Origin of the sequence: Streptomyces sp. cmx-4-9 (assembly GCF_046548835.1) — a bacterium.
Lineage (GTDB): Bacteria > Actinomycetota > Actinomycetes > Streptomycetales > Streptomycetaceae > Streptomyces.
Map to the genome: position 1 here is coordinate 251,615 of NZ_JAEBEE010000007.1, position 17,130 is coordinate 268,744.

Sequence of the window (17,130 nt, forward strand, 5' to 3'; positions counted from 1 at the left end):
GACCGAACCTACCGCCGGGCACTGCCCAGCCCGACCCCGCCGAGGATCAGCGCCATGCACAGCAGCTGCGCCGGGCCGGTGTGCTCTCCGATGAGCAGGAAGCCGAGGCCGGCCACGCAGACGGGCTGGAGGTAGTAGACGACTCCGGCGCGGGCCGCCCCGATGGTGGAGACCGCCTTGTTCCAGGCGAAGAAGGCCACGGCCGAGGAGAACACGCCGACGTACAGCAGCGGTCCGACGGTTCCGGCGGTGGCCTCGAAACCTCCCTGGACTGCGACGGAGACGGCGTAGGCGGGTGCGAGCATCAGGGCGCCGAGCATGAAGGTGGTGATCAGGAAGGCCAGTTGGCCGATCTCCGCGGGCCTGCGCTTGAGCAGGGCGCTGTACGTGGCGAAGGACAGGGCGGCGCCGAACATCCACAGGTCGCCGGCGCCGAAGTCGAAGCCGAGGCGGCCGTCCCCGACGAGCAGCAGCACGCCGAGGGCGGCGACGAGGAGTCCGAGGACGCGCCGGGCGCCGAGCCGCTCCCCGCCGAGGCGGGCGTACAGCGCCATGACGACCGGGGAGGCCGCCATGATCATGCCCATGTTGGAGGCGGATGTGGTCAGGCCGGCCTGGTGCACCAGGGTGTTGTAGAGGGTGACGCCGAAGAGGGTGGCGAGGGCGACGTAGCCGAGGTGCCGGCGGATCAGGGCCCGCTGCTGCCAGGCCTGGCGGGCGGCGAAAGGGGCGACCGCGAGGGTGGCGATGATCCAGCGCCAGAAGACGGCCTGCACGGGCGGGACGTGGTCGGCCATGCCCCGGGTGGCGACGAAGCTGCCGGACCAGACGACCGTCGCGAGCAGGGCGAGGAGGACGCCGAGTCCGGCGCTCCCCTTCTTCCCGGCGGCTGGGGAACTGCCGTGCGCTGCGGTGCGGACGCGGTCCAAGACGGCCACTGTGTGCTCCTCCTGAGGCTGGTGCGATGGGGTCGTGGGTCTACCGTCGCACCGGGCCATCACTCAGGTCCATCGAAATGTTTCGATCGATCTCTTCAGGAGAACTGAACGATTGCGCAGCCTGGGCGGCCTCGGTGGGCCGGGCGGTCAGCAGCTGACCGGCCACGGTGGCTCCGAAGGCGAGGGCCATGCCGGCCAGCTGGACGGGGGACAGCGCCTGCCCCAGCGCCGCCCAGCCGATGGCGGCGGCGGTGAGCGGGGAGAGCGGGCCGAGGAGGGTGACGGAGGTGGCGGTGAGCCGCCCGATGCCGCGGAACCAGAGCCAGTACGCGATACCGGTGTTGATCAGCATCAGGTAGCCGTAGCCGAGGAGGGCCTGCCCGTCGAGCGCGGGCGGCGCCCCCTCGACGAGGAGGGCGAGGGGGGCGATGAGGAGTCCGCCCGCGGTGAGCTGCCACCCGGTGACGGCCAGCGGCCCGACCCCTTCCGGGCGCCCCCAGCGCTTGGCCATGACCGTCCCCGCGGCCATGGAGGCGGAGGAGACCACCCCGGCGAGGACGCCCGGCAGGTCGAGGCGGGCCTCCGCGGTGAGGACGACCATGCCGACGCCGAAGGCCGCCACCACCGCGGCGAGTACGGTGCGCAGGTTCGCCCGCTCCCCCAGCAGCAGGGCGGCGAGCCCGACGACGAACAGCGGTCCGGCGGAGCCGAGCACGGCCGCCACGCCACCGGGCAGCCGGTAGGCGGAGAGGAACAGCAGCGGGAAGAAGGCGCCGATGTTGAGGGTGCCGAGGACGGCGGACTTCCACCACCAGGCGCCCCGGGGCAGGGTGCGGGAGAGCGAGACCAGCAGCAGCCCGGCGGGCAGGGCGCGCATCGCGCCGGTGAACAGGGGCCGGTCGGGCGGCAGGAGCTCGGTGGCGACGGCGTAGGTCGAGCCCCAGGAGACGGGCGCGAGGGCGGTCAGGACCACGGTGGTGGAGCGCTTCATGGTGTCCCCCCGAAATCGATTGCTTGTAAGTAGCTTAGCTCTAAGCTACTTGTCGTCAAGCTTCTTTCTTGCGAACGATCGAGGGGACACCGGATACTGCACCCCATGAGCGACGCCTCCCGGGAAACCCCCGGAACCACCGCGGACACCGAGGGCCCGGAACCCGTCCGTCCGGATGCCGTCGACGCGATCACCGCCCAGTGGTCCGCGGTGCGCCCCGACCTGGAGACCACCCCCATGGCCGTCTTCGGACGGATCTACCGGATCGCCCGGTCCATGGGGGCCGCGACGGAGCTGGCGTACGGGCGCTACGGCATCTCCCGCGGCGAGTTCGACGTCGTCGCCACCCTGCGCCGCTCGGGCGCCCCGTACACGCTCTCCCCCCGTCGGCTGTCGGCCACCCTGATGCTCACCACCGGGGGCATGACGGGGCGTCTGGACAAGCTGGAGAAGGCCGGACTGCTCCGCCGCACCCCCGACCCGCACGATCGGCGCGGACTCCAGGTGACGATCACCGACCGCGGCCTCGCCCTGGTCGACGAGGCCGTCACCGCAGGCGTGGAGGTGCAGCGCGCCGCCCTGACCGGGCTGGACGACGAAGAGGTCCGGATCCTGACCGGCCTGCTGCGCAAACTGCTGGCCGGGATCTGACGGGGGCGGGGGGACCGGTCCGGGCCACCCGGGAAGGGGCGCGGGCAGCACGCGGACATGACGGGGCGCCGAGGGTCAGCGCACCGCCGTGCGAACGGCGGTGCGGACCCCCGGCGCCCCGGAAGCTTCGGGACCGGCCCTCGGGCCGGACCGGATCAGCCCTGGTTCGGCTGCTTGCGCGACTTGTCGAGGACCATCACGAGGCCCGCGATGACCAGGAACAGCACGATCGGCGCGGCCACGTACAGGCCGAGCGTCTGGCCGATGCTCAGGCCCGGACCCGGGTCATCGCCGTCGTCGCGGGTCAGCGCGAGCGCGGGAGACGTCATCAGCAGCATCATCAGCGTCGTTCCGGCCGTAACGGCGCCGGCGCGCAGAGCGTTCTTCTTGTCCACGGTGCAAACGTAGCGAACACCTAAAGGGAGCGCGCGCCCGGGGGTGCCGTACGGGACCGCACTCCGGCGCGCACCGCGCTCAGCAGGGCATTCGCCCGGGGCGAGGCGGCCAGTGCCTCCAGGGTCAGCGGGCGCCCTCCCGCATCGGCGATCGGCAGCCGCCAATTGGGGTACTGGTCCCAGGTGCCGGGGAGGTTCTGCGGCCGCCGGTCCCCGACGGTGTCCGGCAGCCACACGCCGATCAGCCGGGCCGGGGTGCGCAGCAGGAACCCGTACAGGGCGGCGACGGCGGCCTCCTCGCCCTTGGTGTCCAGGCCGAGCCCCTCCAGCACGTCCAGCCACTCGGCGGTGTCGGCGGCGTCCTCGGCCCGCTCCTCGTCCAGCGGGCGCATCAGCAGCCCGAGCCCGTCCCGCAGTTCCACATGGGCGCCGGCCAGCTTGGCGGCGGTGGGGGGCAGGTCGTGGGTGGTCGTGGTGGCCAGGCAGTCCGCCCGCCAGTCCTGCGGCGCGAGCGGCTTCCCGCCGCCGGTCCAGTCCCGTTCGAACCAGAGCACGGAGGTGCCGAGGACCCCCCGCCGGGCGAGCGCCTCCCGGACGCCCGGCTCCACCGTCCCGAGGTCCTCGCCGATCACCAGGGCCCCGGCCCGGTGGGCCTCCAGGACCAGGATCGCCAGCATGGCCTCCCCGTCGTAGCCGACGTACGTGCCCTCCGCGGGCGGGCTGCCCTCCGGGATCCACCAGAGCCGGAACAGGCCCATCACGTGGTCGATGCGGACGGCGCCTGCGTACCGGAACACCCCCTGCAGCAGGGCCCGGAAGGGGGCGTAGCCGGCGTCCGCCAGGCGGTCCGGGCGCCACGGGGGCAGCCCCCAGTCCTGCCCGCGGGCGTTGAAGGCGTCCGGCGGGGCCCCCACGGAGACGTGCCGGGCGTGGTGGGGGCCGGTCAGGGCGTCCGATCCGTCGGGGTGCACCCCGACGGCGAGGTCGTGCACGATGCCCACGGCCATGCCGGCGTCCCGGGCGGCCTGCTGGGCGGCGGTGAGCTGGGTGTCCGTCAGCCAGACCAGCCAGCGGTGGAAGTCCCCGTGCTCGCGCGGTTCCTGCCCGGCCGCGGACGCGCACCAGGCGGCGTGCCGGTCCAGGGCCGGGCCCTGCTCGGCACGGAACCGGGCGTAGGCGGCCGCCCGTTGCGGGGTGCGGGGAACGGCGTACAGCAGTTCCAGGGCCTGCCGCTTGAGGTCCCATACGGCGTCCCGGTCGATCAGGGCGCCCTCCTCGATCACCCGGCGGCGCAGGGCTGCGCCGCGTGCGGCGAGTTCTGCGAGCGCCTCCCGGGCGGGGCAGTCGGCGTACTCGGGGACGTCCTCGACCCGCAGGTGCACCGGGTCCGGGAAGCGGCGCGAGGAGGGCCGGTACGGGGAGGGGTCGCTCGGCGTCCCGGGCACGCCGGCGTGCAGCGGGTTGACCTGGATGAACCCGGCGCCGTGGGTCCGTCCGGCCCAGCGGGCGAGCTCCGCGAGGTCCCCGAGGTCGCCCATGCCCCAGGAGCGCTCCGAGAGCAGGGAGTAGAGCTGGACGAGGAGGCCGTGCGCGCGCTCGGGCGCGGCCGGGGCCCGGTCCGGGGCGGCGATCAGGGTGGCGGCGGCGGTGCGGCCGTCCGGGAGTTCGGCGGTGATCCGGTGCACGCCGAACGGCAGCGCGGCGGGCAGTGCTCCGCCGGGGCCGGCCACCCACACGGCGGCCTCCTGCGCGGGCTGCGGCGGGGCACCCTCGGCCTCCAGGCGGATCCGGGTGCCCGGCGGCAGGGCGGCCAGTGCGGCCGGCGGCGGTCCGCCCTCCCAGTGCACCAGTACGGGGGGCAGCAGCCGGGCCGCCGCCTCCTGTTCGGCCTCCGCCCGGCGCGCCGCCACCTCCTCGGGGGTGGCGGCGGGTACGCCGAGCAGCCCGAGCACCGCGGCGACCGTGGCGCGCGGCACCCGGACGGTGGCGTCCTCGCCGGGCTGGTAGGCGGTGGCGATGCCGTGCAGGGCCGCGAGCCGGTCCAGGTCGTCCATGTGCGGGCACTCCTCCGTGCGTGAGGGCGGGTCAGAAGTCGCGCAGACGCGTGGTGCGGGGGCGGGGCCGGGATCGGCGGGACGCGGTGCGGAACGTGGTGCACCAGGGTGGTGCACAGGAGGGGGACGACACCGGGCAGCACCGCCGGGGGGACACCGCAGCCTTACCCACTCGGACGAACCGCACTCCTGGCACGCCGGGGGTGAGGCGCCCGTCCGCCCTCCCGGGGCAGGCCGGCGGCCGGGCACGCCGCGGCCCCCGCGGGCGGCCCGGGCCGGTGGGCCGCTCGGCGGGGTGCGGATGCGGTCCGCCGCCGGCGCGCGGCGGCGGACCCGCGGCTCAGGAGGCCGCGGCCCCGATCCGCTCCAGGGCGTCGTCGGCCCCGTACGGCTGGAGGTACGGCATCCACCGGGGGTCGCGGTGGCCCGTGCCGATGATCCGCCAGGCCAGACCCGAGGGCGGGGCGGGCTGGTGGCGCAGCCGCCAGCCCAGCTCCAGCAGGTGCCGGTCGGCCTTGACGTGGTTGCAGCGGCGGCATGCCGCGACGACGTTGTCCCAGGCGTGCCGGCCTCCGCGGCTGCGCGGGATCACGTGGTCGACGCTGGTCGCGACGCCGCCGCAGTACATGCAGCGGCCGCCGTCGCGGGCGAAGAGGGCACGGCGGGTGAGCGGAACGGGCCCCCGGTAGGGGACCCGCACGAAGCGCTTGAGCCGGACCACGCTGGGAGCGGGGACGGCTCTGGTCGCGCTGTGCAGAAAGGCGCCGGATTCTTCCAGGGAGACCGCTTTGTTCTCCAGGACGAGGACGAGCGCGCGGCGGAGCGGTACGACGCCGAGCGGCTCGTACGACGCGTTGAGGACCAGGACGTGCGGCACGGACTGCCTCCTTGTACGCCGGCGGCGCGTGGCTCGCGCCGGGACGATCTGCTCTCCAGTCTCTCCTTACGGCTGGTCGAAGCGCCACCACGCGCCCGTAACGGGTCCGGGGTGTTTTCAACCACACCCGCCGCGGCGGGGCGGCGGCTCCGCGCAGGTCGGCGCGCCCCTGTGGCGAACAGGGCACCACGGCGGCTGGACTGCCCCGTTAGTGTGGTTGGCCTGCCCGCACACCGCCCCCGGGCCGCGTCCGGGGAAGGGCCCCCGCGGGCAGGCCGCTACACCTGGAGGTTCCCGCTGTGCCCTGGCCTGCCGCCCTGCTGCCCCTCGCAGCCGCCCACCCGGACGAGTCGACGACCTTCGAGGACACGCACGAGAGCGTCACCAACGCCGCGAGCTTCATCGAGGAGAACTGGGCCGCCTGGCTGGGCGTCGGCCTGCGCATCCTGCTGATCGTGGTGATAGCGGCGGCGCTGCGCTCGGTGGTCCGCAAGGCGCTGACCAAGCTCATACACCGGATGAACACCAGCGCGGAGGCGGTCCAGGGCACGGCGCTCGGGGGGCTGCTGGTCAACGCCGAACGGCGCCGCCAGCGGTCCGAGGCCATCGGCTCGGTGCTGCGTTCGGTGGCCTCCTTCCTCATCCTCGGCACGGCCGCGCTGATGGTCCTGGCCGCCCTGAAGATTGATCTGGCTCCGCTGCTGGCGAGTGCCGGGGTGGCCGGTGTGGCCATCGGCTTCGGCGCGCGGAACCTGGTCACGGACTTCCTGTCCGGCGTGTTCATGATCATGGAGGACCAGTACGGCGTCGGGGACAAGATCGACGCCGGCGTCGCCTCGGGCGAGGTGGTCGAGGTGGGCCTGCGGGTGACCAAGCTGCGCGGGGACAGCGGCGAGATCTGGTACGTGCGCAACGGCGAGATCAAGCGGATCGGCAACCTCAGCCAGGGCTGGGCGACGGCCACGGTGGACGTGCAGGTCAAGCCCACCGAGAGCCTGGCGCGGATCCGCGAGGTGGTCCAGGAGGTGGCCGAGGCCATGGCCAAGGAGTCCCCGTGGGACGAGCGCCTGTGGGGCCCGGTGGAGGTCCTGGGCCTGGACGAGGTGCTGCTCGCCTCGATGACGGTCAAGGTCGCCGCGAAGACGATGCCGGGCCAGCAGTTCGCGGTGGAGCGGGAGCTGCGCTGGAGGATCAAGGAGGCCTTCGACGCGGCGGGCATCCGGATCATCGGCGGCCTGCCCGACGCCGAGGAGGACGAGGCGGCGGCGGACCCCTCGGCGGCTGTCGCGGCGCCTTCGGCGCTGGCGAACCCGGCCTCCCCGCAGTCCCTGGCCACCGCCCCGATCCCGCCGCCGGCCGCGCCCGGCAACCCCCGGATCACCAAATAGCCCGCACCCCCACCGGTCCGGACACCGCTGCCCCCGCAGGTCTTTCTGCGGGGGCAGCGCCATTGACAGGGCGGGAAGCCTGATAGGAAACTTACTTAACAGTTGCGGAAGAGCAGCCGCCCGACGAGGGAGAACCGCCCCATGCCCGGCACCCCGCCCGCCCCCGGCACGCCCAGCCTGCTGCGCGTCATGAACGACCGCGCCGCCCTGGACCTGCTGCTGGAGCACGGCCCGCTCTCCCGGACGACCATCGGCCGGCTCACCGGGCTCAGCAAACCCACCGCCTCCCAGCTGCTGGCCCGCCTGGAGTCCGCCGGCCTCGTCGTGGCCACCGGGACGGCCGCCGGCCGCCCCGGCCCCAGCGCCCAGCTGTACGCGCTCAACCCCCGCGCGGCGTACGTCGGCGGGCTCGACGTCACCCCGCAGGGGATCACCGCGGCCGTTGCCGACGTCACCGGGGAGGTCGTCGGCTGCTTCGCCCTCCCCGCCGCCGCGGGCACCCCGGCCGTGGAACAGGTCGTCGAAGCCCTGGGCGGGGCCGTCAAGGCCGCCGGACTGCACCACGGCGACCTGCACCGCGTCGTGGTCGCCACCCCCGGCGCCTTCGACCCGCGGACCGGCCGGCTGCGCTACGCCGGCCACCTCCCGGGCTGGCACTCCCCCCGCCTCCTCGACGAGCTGGCCGCGGCCCTGACCCTGCCCGTGGAGTACGAGAACGACGTCAACCTGGCCGCCGTCGCCGAGCAGCGCCTCGGCGCCGCCCGCGGGCACCAGGACTTCGTCCTGCTGTGGAACGAGGACGGCCTCGGCGCCGCCCTGGTGCTCGGCGGCCGGCTGCACCGCGGCTGGACCGGCGGCGCGGGCGAGGTGGGCTTCCTGCCCGTGCCCGGCCATCCGCTGGTCCGCCAGGTCGCCCGCGCCAACACCGGCGGCTACCAGGAGCTGGCCGGCGTGCAGGTGCTGCCGCGGCTCGCCGCGGAGCTGGGCATCGAGGCCGGACCGGAACGCGCCGCGCCCCCGCAGCCGCCGGCCGGCGGCCCGCAGGACCCGGCCGGCCGGCCGGCGCCGGGCGCGGCGCAGATGCCGCACGGACCCGAGGTCGCCGCCGCCGTCGCCCTGCTGGAACGGGCCGCCGCCACGCCCGAAGGGCCGTACCTGCGCTTCCTGGAGTCCTACGCCACCGCGCTCGCCACCGGCCTCGCCTCCCTCGTCGCGGTCCTGGACCCCGAGATCGTCGTCCTGTCCGGGGCGGCCATCACCGCCGGCGGCGACCCGCTGCGCGCCCTGCTGGAGGCCGAGATCGGCGAGCTGTCCCCCTCCCGGCCGCGGCTGGTCACCGGCGAGGTCCGCGAACGGCCGGTGCTGCGCGGTGCGCTGGAGAGTGCGCTCGCCACCACCCGCGACGAAGTGTTCGACACCTCGCGCTGACCCCGCCGGTCGTGGGCCGGCCTCCCGCCGGTCTCCCCGGGCCGGGCGCCCCGCGCCCGCCCCCGCACGCCCGTCCCTCCGTACCGCCTTCTGCACCCCTCCCCGTCCAGGAAGCACCCCGCGCAGAGAGTGACACCGCCATGCCCAGACACCGCCGCCTCACCGCCGCAGCCGCCGCCCTCGCCGCGATATCGGTGCTCGCCACCGCCTGTACGGGCCAGAGCGGCGCGGCCGCCGCCGACGATCCGAACAGCGAGGTGACCCTGACCTTCTGGCACGGCTGGTCCGCCCCGAGTGAGACGAAGGCGATCGAGGAGAACATCGCCCGGTTCCGCAAGGCCCACCCGAACATCACGGTGCAGGTCACCGGCAACATGACCGACGACAAGATCAACCAGGCGCTGCGGGCGGGCGGGGACAAGGCCCCCGACGTGGTGTCCTCCTTCACCACCGACAGCGTCGGCAAGTTCTGCAACTCCCGCGCCTTCGCCGACCTGAACCCCTTCCTGCAGAAGTCCGGGATCGACAAGGCCCGGGTCTTCCCCAAGACCCTGCTGGAGTACACGCAGTTCGACGGCAACCAGTGCACCCTGCCGCTGCTCAACGACGCGTACGGCCTCGTCTACAACAAGACGGCCTTCACGGCCGCCGGGATCACCGAACCGCCTCGGACCTGGAGCCAGTTCACCGAGGTCGCGAAGAAGCTGACCAAGCCCAAGGGCGATACGTACGAGCAGGTCGGCCTGATGCCCGTCTTCCACGGGTACGAGACGACCCCGATGCGCCTGGCCGCGCAGTGGAGCCCCACGTACTTCGCCCCCGACGGCAGCTCCAACCTGGCGAAGGACCCGGCCTTCGCGAAGATGCTGACCGCGCAGAAGGACCTGGTCGATGCACTCGGCGGCTACGAGAGGCTGGAGAGGTTCCGCGCCACCTTCGGCGACGAGTGGAGCGCCGAGCACCCCTTCCACACCGGCCGGGTCGCCATGCAGATCGACGGCGAATGGCGGGCCGCGATGGCCGAGGAGGCCGGGGTCGGCTTCGAGGTCGCCACCGCGCCGCTGCCCGTCCCCGACGAGCAGGCCGCCGACTACGGCAAGGGCTACCTGTCCGGCACGGTCATGGGCATCGCCTCGGGCAGCAGGAAGCAGAACGCCGCCTGGGAACTGGTGAAGTACATGACCACCGACACCGAGGCCGTGGTGGCCTTCGCCAACGCCATCCACAACGTGCCGTCCACGCTGGCCGCCCTCGCATCCCCCGGCCTCCAGGTCAGCCCGGCCTTCAAGACCTTCCTCGACATCGCCCGGCACCCGAAGTCCAGCACCACCCCGGCCCGGGCCGACGGCGGCACCTACCAGCTGACCTTCACCGACCTCGCGTACGCCGTCGAGAAGGGCGCCGTCACCGACATCCCGGCCGCCCTCGCCGGAGCCGACCGGCAGATCGACACGGACATCGCGAAGGCGGAGTAAGGGCGATGGACGACACCGGCACCCGCGACAACCCGGCCCTGCGCGCCCGGCACCGACGCTCCGCCCTGCGGACCGCGGCCTTCCTGTCCCCGTGGCTCATCGGGTTCGCGGTCTTCTTCGCCTACCCCCTGCTGTCCACCGTCTTCTTCTCCTTCACCCGCTACGACGGCTTCCGCCCGCCCGCCCCCAACGGCCTGGACAACTGGGCGTACGTCTTCACGGACTATCCGCTGTTCTGGCCCGCGCTGCGCAACACCCTGTGGCTGGTCGTGGTGATGGTCTCCTGCCGGGTCGTCTTCGGCCTGGGCGTGGGGCTGCTCATCACGCGGATCAAGACGGGCGCCGGGATCTTCCGGACCCTGTTCTACCTGCCCTGCCTGGCCCCGCCGGTCGCCGCGACCCTTGGCTTCGTCTTCCTGCTGAACCCCGGCACCGGCCCGGTCAACACCCTGCTGGACGGGGTGGGGCTGCCCACCCCCGGCTGGTTCACCGACGCCGCCTGGTCCAAGCCCGCCCTCACCGTCCTCGCGCTGTGGGGCGTGGGCGACCTGATGGTCATCTTCATGGCCGCGCTGCTCGACGTCCCCAAGGAGCAGTACGAGGCCGCCGAGCTGGACGGGGCCGGGGCCTGGGCCCGGTTCCGGCACATCACCCTGCCGAACATCTCCCCGATCATCCTGTTCGCCGTGGTCACCGGGGTCATCCAGGCCATGCAGTTCTACACCCAGCCGCTGGTCGCCGGGAAGGTCGCGGCCGGGGTGATCGGCGGCTCGGGGCAGCAGTTCGAGCCCGGCTACCCCGACAAGTCCACCCTGACGCTGCCCCAGCTGGTCTACAACCTCGGCTTCCAGCGCTTCGACTACGGCACCGCCTGCGTCGTCGCGCTGGTCCTCTTCGCCCTCTCCATGGCCTTCACCGCGCTCCTGATGCGCCGCCGTGGCGGACTGATCGGAGCAGGTGAATGAGCATGCGCCGCCGCAAGGCCGTACTGCACTGGGTCGGCGTGCACGCGCTCGGTGTGGCCGCCGCCCTCTTCTTCGTCCTCCCCTTCGTCTTCCTGCTGCTGACCTCCCTGATGGGCGACCGGCAGGCACTGACCCGAGACCTGTGGCCGGACACCTGGGCGTGGGAGAACTACGCCACCGTGTGGCACACCCCGGGCTTCCTCACCTGGTGGCGCAACACCCTGCTCTACGCGGGGCTCGGCACCCTGCTGACCGTGGCCTCCTCGCTGCCCGTCGCCTACGCCCTCGCCAGGTTCCGCTTCCGCGGGCGCCGGCTGACGCTGCTCCTGGTCATCGCGATGATGATGCTGCCGCCCCAGGTGGTCGTCATCCCCATGTACCTCTTCTGGGCCAAGCAGCTCGACCTCTCGGGCACGCTGTGGCCGCTGATCGTCCCGATGGCCTTCGGTGACGCCTTCTCCATCTTCCTGCTCCGCCAGTTCCTGCTGACCATCCCCGACGAGTACCTGGACGCAGCCCGCATCGACGGCTGCGGCGAGGTCCGCACCCTGCTGCGCGTGGTGCTGCCGATGGCCAGACCCGGCCTCGCGGCCGTCGCCCTCTTCCAGTTCTTCACCGCCTGGAACGACTACTTCGGCCCGCAGATCTACGCCTCCGACAACCCGGCCGCCTGGACGCTCAGTTACGGGCTGGAGTCCTTCAAGGGGGCGCACCACACCAACTGGAACCTGACCATGGCCGCGACCGTGCTGGTCATGGCGCCGGTGATCGTCCTCTTCTTCTTCGCCCAGAAGGCCTTCGTCGAGGGCGTCACCCTGACCGGAGTGAAAGGCTAGTGCCCATGAAACTCGCAGTGGTGGGCGGCGGTTCCACCTACACGCCCGAACTGATCGACGGCTTCGCCCGGCTGCGCGACACCCTCCCCGTCGGCGAACTGGTGCTGATCGACCCCGCCGCCGACCGGCTGGAACTCATCGGCGCCCTCGCCCGGCGGATCTTCGCCCGGCACGGGCATCCCGCGGTGGTCACCACCACGGGTGACCTCGACGCGGGAGTCGCCGACGCGGACGCCGTCCTGCTCCAGCTGCGCATCGGCGGTCAGGCGGCCCGGCTGCAGGACGAGACCTGGCCGCTGGAGTGCGGCTGCGTCGGCCAGGAGACCACCGGGGCCGGCGGGCTCGCCAAGGCGCTGCGGACCGTCCCGGTGGTCCTCGACATCGCCGAGCGGGTCCGCCGGGCCAATCCGCAGGCCTGGATCATCGATTTCACCAACCCGGTCGGCATCGTGACCCGGGCCCTGCTCCAGGCCGGGCACAAGGCGGTCGGCCTGTGCAACGTGGCCATCGGCTTCCAGCGGAAGTTCGCGGCGCTGCTGGACCTCGCGCCGGCCGAGGTCCACCTGGACCACGTGGGGCTCAACCACCTGACCTGGGAGCTGGGCGTGCGCCGGGGCGGCCCGGACGGCGAGGACCTGCTGCCGGGGCTGCTCGCGGCGCACGGCGACACGATCGCCGGGGACCTGCACCTGCCCAGGGCCGTCCTGGACCGCCTCGGCGCCGTCCCCTCCTACTACCTGCGCTACTTCTACGCGCACGACGAGGTGGTCCGGGAGCTGGGCACCCGTCCTTCGCGGGCCGCCGAGGTCGCCGCGATGGAGCAGGAACTGCTCGGCCTGTACGCCGATCCCGCGCTGGACGAGAAACCGGCGCTGCTGGCCCGGCGCGGCGGCGCCTTCTACTCGGAGGCGGCCGTGGACCTGGCGGCCGCGCTGCTCGGCGGCGGCGGGTCCGCCGTGCAGGTGGTCAACACGTACAACAACGGCACCCTGCCCTTCCTCCCGGACGACGCCGTGATCGAGGTGCAGGCCCGCGTCCGCGGAACCGGGGCCGCCGGGCCGCTGCCGCTGGCGGTACCGCGGCTGGACCCGCTGTATGCCGGACTGGTCGCGCACGTGAGCGCGTACGAGGACCTCGCCCTGGACGCGGCACTGCGCGGCGGCCGCGAGCGGGTCTTCAAGGCCCTGCTCGCGCACCCGCTGGTCGGCCAGTTCGAGCTGGCCGAGGGGCTCACGGACCGTCTGCTGGCGCACAACAAGGAGCACCTGCCATGGGCCTGAGCCGGGCCGTACCCGTCAGCCCGACCGCCCCGTCCGCGGCCGGCGCCCCGGCCGGGCCCCCCGCCGCGGCCGTCCTCGCGGTCGACGCGGGCAACAGCAAGACGGACGTCGCGCTGGTCGCGGCGGACGGCACCGTGCTGGGAACCGGGCGTTCCGGGGGCTTCCAGCCGCCGCTGACCGGGGTCGAGCAGGCCCTGGACGTCGTCGGGCAGGCCGTGGCGGAGGCCGTGGCGGCTGCGGGCCTGCCCGCGCGGGAGCCGGGGGCGCCCTGGGCCGCCCGGGTCTCGGCCTGTCTCGCCAACGCCGACCTGCCCGTGGAGGAGCACCGGCTCGCGCAGGCCCTGGCAGCCCGTGGCTGGGGCGAGGCGACCGCGGTCCGCAACGACACCTTCGCGATCCTGCGGGCCGGGGTGGACGAGCCCCGCGGGGTCGCGGTGGTGTGCGGGGCGGGCATCAACTGCGTGGGCATGCTGCCCGACGGGCGGACGGCCCGCTTCCCCGCACTCGGGAGGGTCTCCGGGGACTGGGGCGGCGGGAGCGGCCTGGCGGCGGAGGCCCTGTGGTGGGCCGCGCGCGCCGAGGACGGCCGCGGCGGGCCCACCGGGCTGGCTGCCGCGCTGCCCGGCCACTTCGGCCTCGGGTCCATGTACGAACTGATCGAGGCGCTGCACCTGGGCGCCCTCGACCAGCGGCGCACCCACGAGCTGGTGCCGGTCCTGTTCGCGGTGGCCGCGGCCGGGGACGCGGTGGCCTCGGCGATCGTGGAGCGGCAGGCCGAGGAGGTGGTGGTGCTGGCCCGGGTCGCGCTGGGCCGGCTCGGCCTGCTGGACGAGGAGGTGCCCGTACTGCTGGGCGGGAGCGTGCTCACGGCCCGGCACCCGCAGCTGAACGGGCGGATCGGGGAACTGCTGGCCGATCGGGCCCCGCTCGCCCGGATGGAGGTGGTCTCGGCCCCGCCGGTGCTCGGCGCGGCCCTGCTCGGTCTGGACGCGCTCGGTTCCCCGCCCGGGGCGCACGGAAGACTCCGTGCCCATTTCGGGTGAACGCGCCCCTCGGAGCCCCGCATCTGGAACCGTGGCGGCCGTACGGACGTATTGACGGTGAAGGGCGGCGGGGGCGCCCGCACGGACGGATCGTCCGTGATCGGGCACCGGGTGCTGTGGCCGGGGGCCGATGCGGCCATACTGCTGCGCAGGGGGTACCTCCCAGGGGTGGCTGGGGGGTGTGAGACCGAGGGGGAGGCCACGGTGGCGATGACAACGCGCGCGCCCGCGCCCGGCGGCGCCGCCGGGCCGCCCGCAGGGCCGCAGGCACCGCCGCCCGGCGGGCTGCCCGGGCGGGGCACCGCCTGGGCCGAGGGCGTGGAGCGGCTGCGGGCCGCGGCGACGACGGAGCCCGGCCGGCTGCGGATCATCGGCGCCGTACTGGCCGCCCTGATCGTCCTGTTCGGCGCGGTGAGCGTCTGGGAGATCGCGGCCCGGGTCACGGCCGCCGACGACGTGGTGGGCCGCAGCCAGCCGCTGAGCGCGGACGCGGCGAGCATCTACCGCTCCCTCGCGGACGCCGACACCGCCTCCTCCAGCGGTTTCCTCGCGGGTGCGCAGGAGTCGCGGGAAGTCCGCCGGCGGTACGAGGCCGACATCGCCAACGCCTCCAAGCTGCTGGTGAACGCGGCCGCCAACACCCGGGCGGATGAGGATTCCCGCCGGCAGATCGCCCTGCTGAGCGAGCAGTTGCCGCGCTACACCGGGCTGGTCGAGCAGGCCCGCGCCACCAACCGGCAGGGGCTTCCGCTGGGCGGCGCCTACCTCCGGTACGCGAACGAGCAGATGACCACGCAGCTGCTCCCGGCGGCGCAGCGGCTGTACGAGGCCGAGACCGGCCGGCTCTACACGGACTACGACGACGCCCGGTCCTGGCCGCTGGCCTCGATCGGTACCGGCCTGCTCGCGCTCGCCGCCCTGGCCTGGGCGCAGCGCCGCAACTACCGGCGCACGAACCGCGTCTTCAACCACGGGCTGGTGGCGGCGACGGCCGCCTCGGTGGTGGTGCTGCTGTGGCTGGCGGTGGGGCACACCGTCGCACGGTCCGGCCTGAGCGAGGCCCGCTCCGACGGCCAGGAGTCCCTGAAGGTGCTCAACGACGCCCGGATCGCCTCGCTGCAGGCGCGGGCCGGGGAGAACCTGACGCTGGTGGCGCGCGGCGCCGTACTGGCGGAGGACGCCAAGTCCGACAAGTACGACGCGGACTTCAGGAGCAACCTGGAACAGCTGGAGTCCGGGCTCTCCACGGCCCTCCGGCTGGCCGACGACCCGGCCGGGAAGACGCCCGTGACGGCAGCCGTGGACGGCGTGGAGCAGTGGAAGCAACGGCACGCGGCGGCCCGGGAGTCCGACCTGAGGGGGGACTACGAGGCCGCGCTGACCCAGGTCATCGGGGACGACCGGCACAAGGACAGCAGCGGGGCGGCCTTCGACACCGTCGACGCCTCCCTGGAGCAGGCGGTGGCCCACGAGCAGCAGGAGTTCACCCGGGCGGCCCGGGGCGGGCTCGGCGCCCTGGGCGGCCTGGCGACCGGCGCGGCGGTCCTCGCGGTCGTGGGCGCTGCGGCGGCACTGCTCGGCATCGGGCGCAGGCTTTCGGAGTACAGGTGACGGCGATGCGGAAACGAGTGAGGGTCTCCGAGGGGTTCGAGGGCCGGTTGCGCGGCGCGGACCGGGACGGCGCCGCGGGCGGGGAGCCCGTGGCCGGCGCCCCGGGCGCACCGGACGCACCCGACGCACCAGTCGTTCAGCGGGAGGCGGTTGCAGCCGGCGGCGGCGGGGCCGGCCGGTCCGGGCTGCGGCGGCTCAAGGGGCGGCTGCGCGGCTGGGGTGGGGTCAGCGCGATGGCCGCCGCCTGCGCCGTGACGGCCCTGGCCGTACTGCTGCCGCTGGCCCAGGCCGCTCCGGAGTCCGGCCGTACGGGCGGGGTCCACGAGCCCGCCCCCCAGGCCGGCGCCCCGGCCGCACCGGCCGACACCTGCCAGGACCCGGAGGCGAGCCTGCGGCCCTCCGATGTCGACGGCGCGACCATCGCCCGGATCAAGGCGGCGGGCAAGCTCGTCGCGGGCGTGGACCAGAACAGCTTCCGCTGGGGCTACCGCAACCAGGCGGCCGAGGGCCGCCTGGACGGCTTCGACATCGACCTGGTCAAGGCCATAGCCAAGGACATCCTGGGCGACGAGAACGCGGTCATCTACCGGGCGATCCCCACCAGCCAGCGCGTCCCGGCGCTCCAGGAGGGCCGGGTCGACGTCGTCGTGCGCACCATGACGATCAACTGCAAGCGCCTGGAGGACGTCGCCTTCTCCACGGCCTACTTCGAGGCCGGCCAGCAGGTGCTGGTCCCCAAGGCCTCCCCGATCACCGGGTACGACGCCTCGTTGAAGGACCGCCGGATCTGCACCGCGACCGGCTCCACGGCGGAGGCGGCGCTCAAGACCCAGTCGTACGGGGCGGTCCCGGTCGGCGTGCCCAACCAGCTGGACTGCCTGGTGCGGCTCCAGCTGGGCGAGGTGGACGGCATCATCACGGACAACGCGCTCGCTGCGGGCCAGGCCGCGCAGGACCCCTCGGTGCGGCTGGTCGGCTCGCCCTTCACCAAGGAGTTCTACGGGGTCGCCATGAACAAGGACGCGGGCGGCCTGGTCCGCAGGGTCAACAAGGTGCTGGAGAACTACCGCGCGGGCGGCGGTGACAGCCCCTGGATGCGGGCGTACCGCAAGCACCTGGAGCCCGTGCTGCCCGGCGTGTCCGCGCCGCCCGCACCCAAGTACCGGGACGGCTGACGCCGGTGGCGGACGGGGACACC

15 protein-coding genes are annotated in these 17,130 nt (G+C 74.0%); 10 read left to right on the top strand and 5 right to left on the bottom strand.

The window, feature by feature from the left end; genetic code table 11:
* Positions 1–8 precede the first annotated feature (8 nt).
* Together ACLJTM_RS22775 and ACLJTM_RS22780 are read right to left on the bottom strand one after the other, a co-directional pair.
* Positions 9–938, bottom strand: coding sequence for a DMT family transporter (locus ACLJTM_RS22775; protein WP_411105529.1), 930 nt, complete (start codon positions 936–938; stop codon positions 9–11).
* 40 nt (positions 939–978) lie between these two features.
* Positions 979–1,929, bottom strand: coding sequence for an EamA family transporter (locus ACLJTM_RS22780; protein WP_411105530.1), 951 nt, complete (start codon positions 1,927–1,929; stop codon positions 979–981).
* A 105-nt stretch (positions 1,930–2,034) separates the two neighbouring features.
* On the opposite strand from ACLJTM_RS22780, the gene ACLJTM_RS22785 reads away from it, so the two are divergent.
* The gene (locus tag ACLJTM_RS22785; protein ID WP_411105531.1) at positions 2,035–2,580 is read left to right on the top strand and encodes a MarR family winged helix-turn-helix transcriptional regulator; all 546 of its coding nucleotides are present in this window, start codon (positions 2,035–2,037) and stop codon (positions 2,578–2,580) included.
* A 155-nt stretch (positions 2,581–2,735) separates the two neighbouring features.
* Here the strand turns inward: ACLJTM_RS22785 and ACLJTM_RS22790 are convergent, their stop codons facing one another.
* From ACLJTM_RS22790 to ACLJTM_RS22800, 3 genes are all read right to left on the bottom strand, one after another.
* Complete coding sequence (locus ACLJTM_RS22790; RefSeq protein ID WP_411105532.1) at positions 2,736–2,975, bottom strand: hypothetical protein; 240 nt, start codon at positions 2,973–2,975, stop codon at positions 2,736–2,738.
* Positions 2,976–2,995: 20 nt separating this feature from the next.
* A complete protein-coding gene (locus tag ACLJTM_RS22795) occupies positions 2,996–5,029 on the bottom strand; it encodes a 4-alpha-glucanotransferase (RefSeq protein WP_411105533.1) in 2,034 nt (677 codons plus the stop codon).
* Between the two features lie 340 nt (positions 5,030–5,369).
* Entirely contained in the window at positions 5,370–5,906 is a 537-nt protein-coding gene (locus ACLJTM_RS22800) for an HNH endonuclease (protein WP_411105534.1), read from the bottom strand.
* A gap of 299 nt (positions 5,907–6,205) precedes the next feature.
* Here ACLJTM_RS22800 and ACLJTM_RS22805 point away from each other — a divergent pair, with 299 nt between their 5' ends.
* The 9 genes from ACLJTM_RS22805 (at position 6,206) to ACLJTM_RS22845 (ending at position 17,107) form a co-directional block, all read left to right on the top strand.
* Positions 6,206–7,294, top strand: coding sequence for a mechanosensitive ion channel family protein (locus ACLJTM_RS22805; protein WP_411105535.1), 1,089 nt, complete (start codon positions 6,206–6,208; stop codon positions 7,292–7,294).
* 141 nt (positions 7,295–7,435) lie between these two features.
* Positions 7,436–8,722: an ROK family protein gene (locus ACLJTM_RS22810; protein ID WP_411105536.1), complete on the top strand. Its 1,287-nt coding sequence runs from the start codon at positions 7,436–7,438 to the stop codon at positions 8,720–8,722.
* A 140-nt stretch (positions 8,723–8,862) separates the two neighbouring features.
* Positions 8,863–10,197: an ABC transporter substrate-binding protein gene (locus ACLJTM_RS22815; protein WP_411105537.1), complete on the top strand. Its 1,335-nt coding sequence runs from the start codon at positions 8,863–8,865 to the stop codon at positions 10,195–10,197.
* Positions 10,198–10,202: 5 nt separating this feature from the next.
* On the top strand, positions 10,203–11,162 hold the full coding sequence (locus tag ACLJTM_RS22820; protein ID WP_411105538.1) for a carbohydrate ABC transporter permease: 960 nt from the start codon (positions 10,203–10,205) through the stop codon (positions 11,160–11,162).
* On the top strand, positions 11,159–11,998 hold the full coding sequence (locus tag ACLJTM_RS22825) for a carbohydrate ABC transporter permease (RefSeq protein ID WP_411105539.1): 840 nt from the start codon (positions 11,159–11,161) through the stop codon (positions 11,996–11,998). The genes ACLJTM_RS22820 and ACLJTM_RS22825 overlap by 4 nt, the downstream gene beginning before the upstream one ends.
* A 5-nt stretch (positions 11,999–12,003) precedes the next feature.
* The gene (locus ACLJTM_RS22830) at positions 12,004–13,278 is read left to right on the top strand and encodes a 6-phospho-beta-glucosidase (protein WP_411105540.1); all 1,275 of its coding nucleotides are present in this window, start codon (positions 12,004–12,006) and stop codon (positions 13,276–13,278) included.
* Positions 13,269–14,321 carry an N-acetylglucosamine kinase gene (locus tag ACLJTM_RS22835; protein WP_411105541.1) on the top strand — a complete coding sequence of 351 codons (1,053 nt, stop codon included), beginning with the start codon at positions 13,269–13,271 and terminating at the stop codon, positions 14,319–14,321. Before ACLJTM_RS22830 ends, ACLJTM_RS22835 begins: the two co-directional genes overlap by 10 nt.
* 210 nt (positions 14,322–14,531) lie before the next feature.
* Positions 14,532–15,932 (top strand): hypothetical protein, encoded by a 1,401-nt coding sequence (locus ACLJTM_RS22840; protein WP_411105789.1) that lies wholly within the window; start codon positions 14,532–14,534, stop codon positions 15,930–15,932.
* A 233-nt stretch (positions 15,933–16,165) separates the two neighbouring features.
* A complete protein-coding gene (locus ACLJTM_RS22845; protein ID WP_411105790.1) occupies positions 16,166–17,107 on the top strand; it encodes a glutamate ABC transporter substrate-binding protein in 942 nt (313 codons plus the stop codon).
* Positions 17,108–17,130 lie beyond the last annotated feature (23 nt).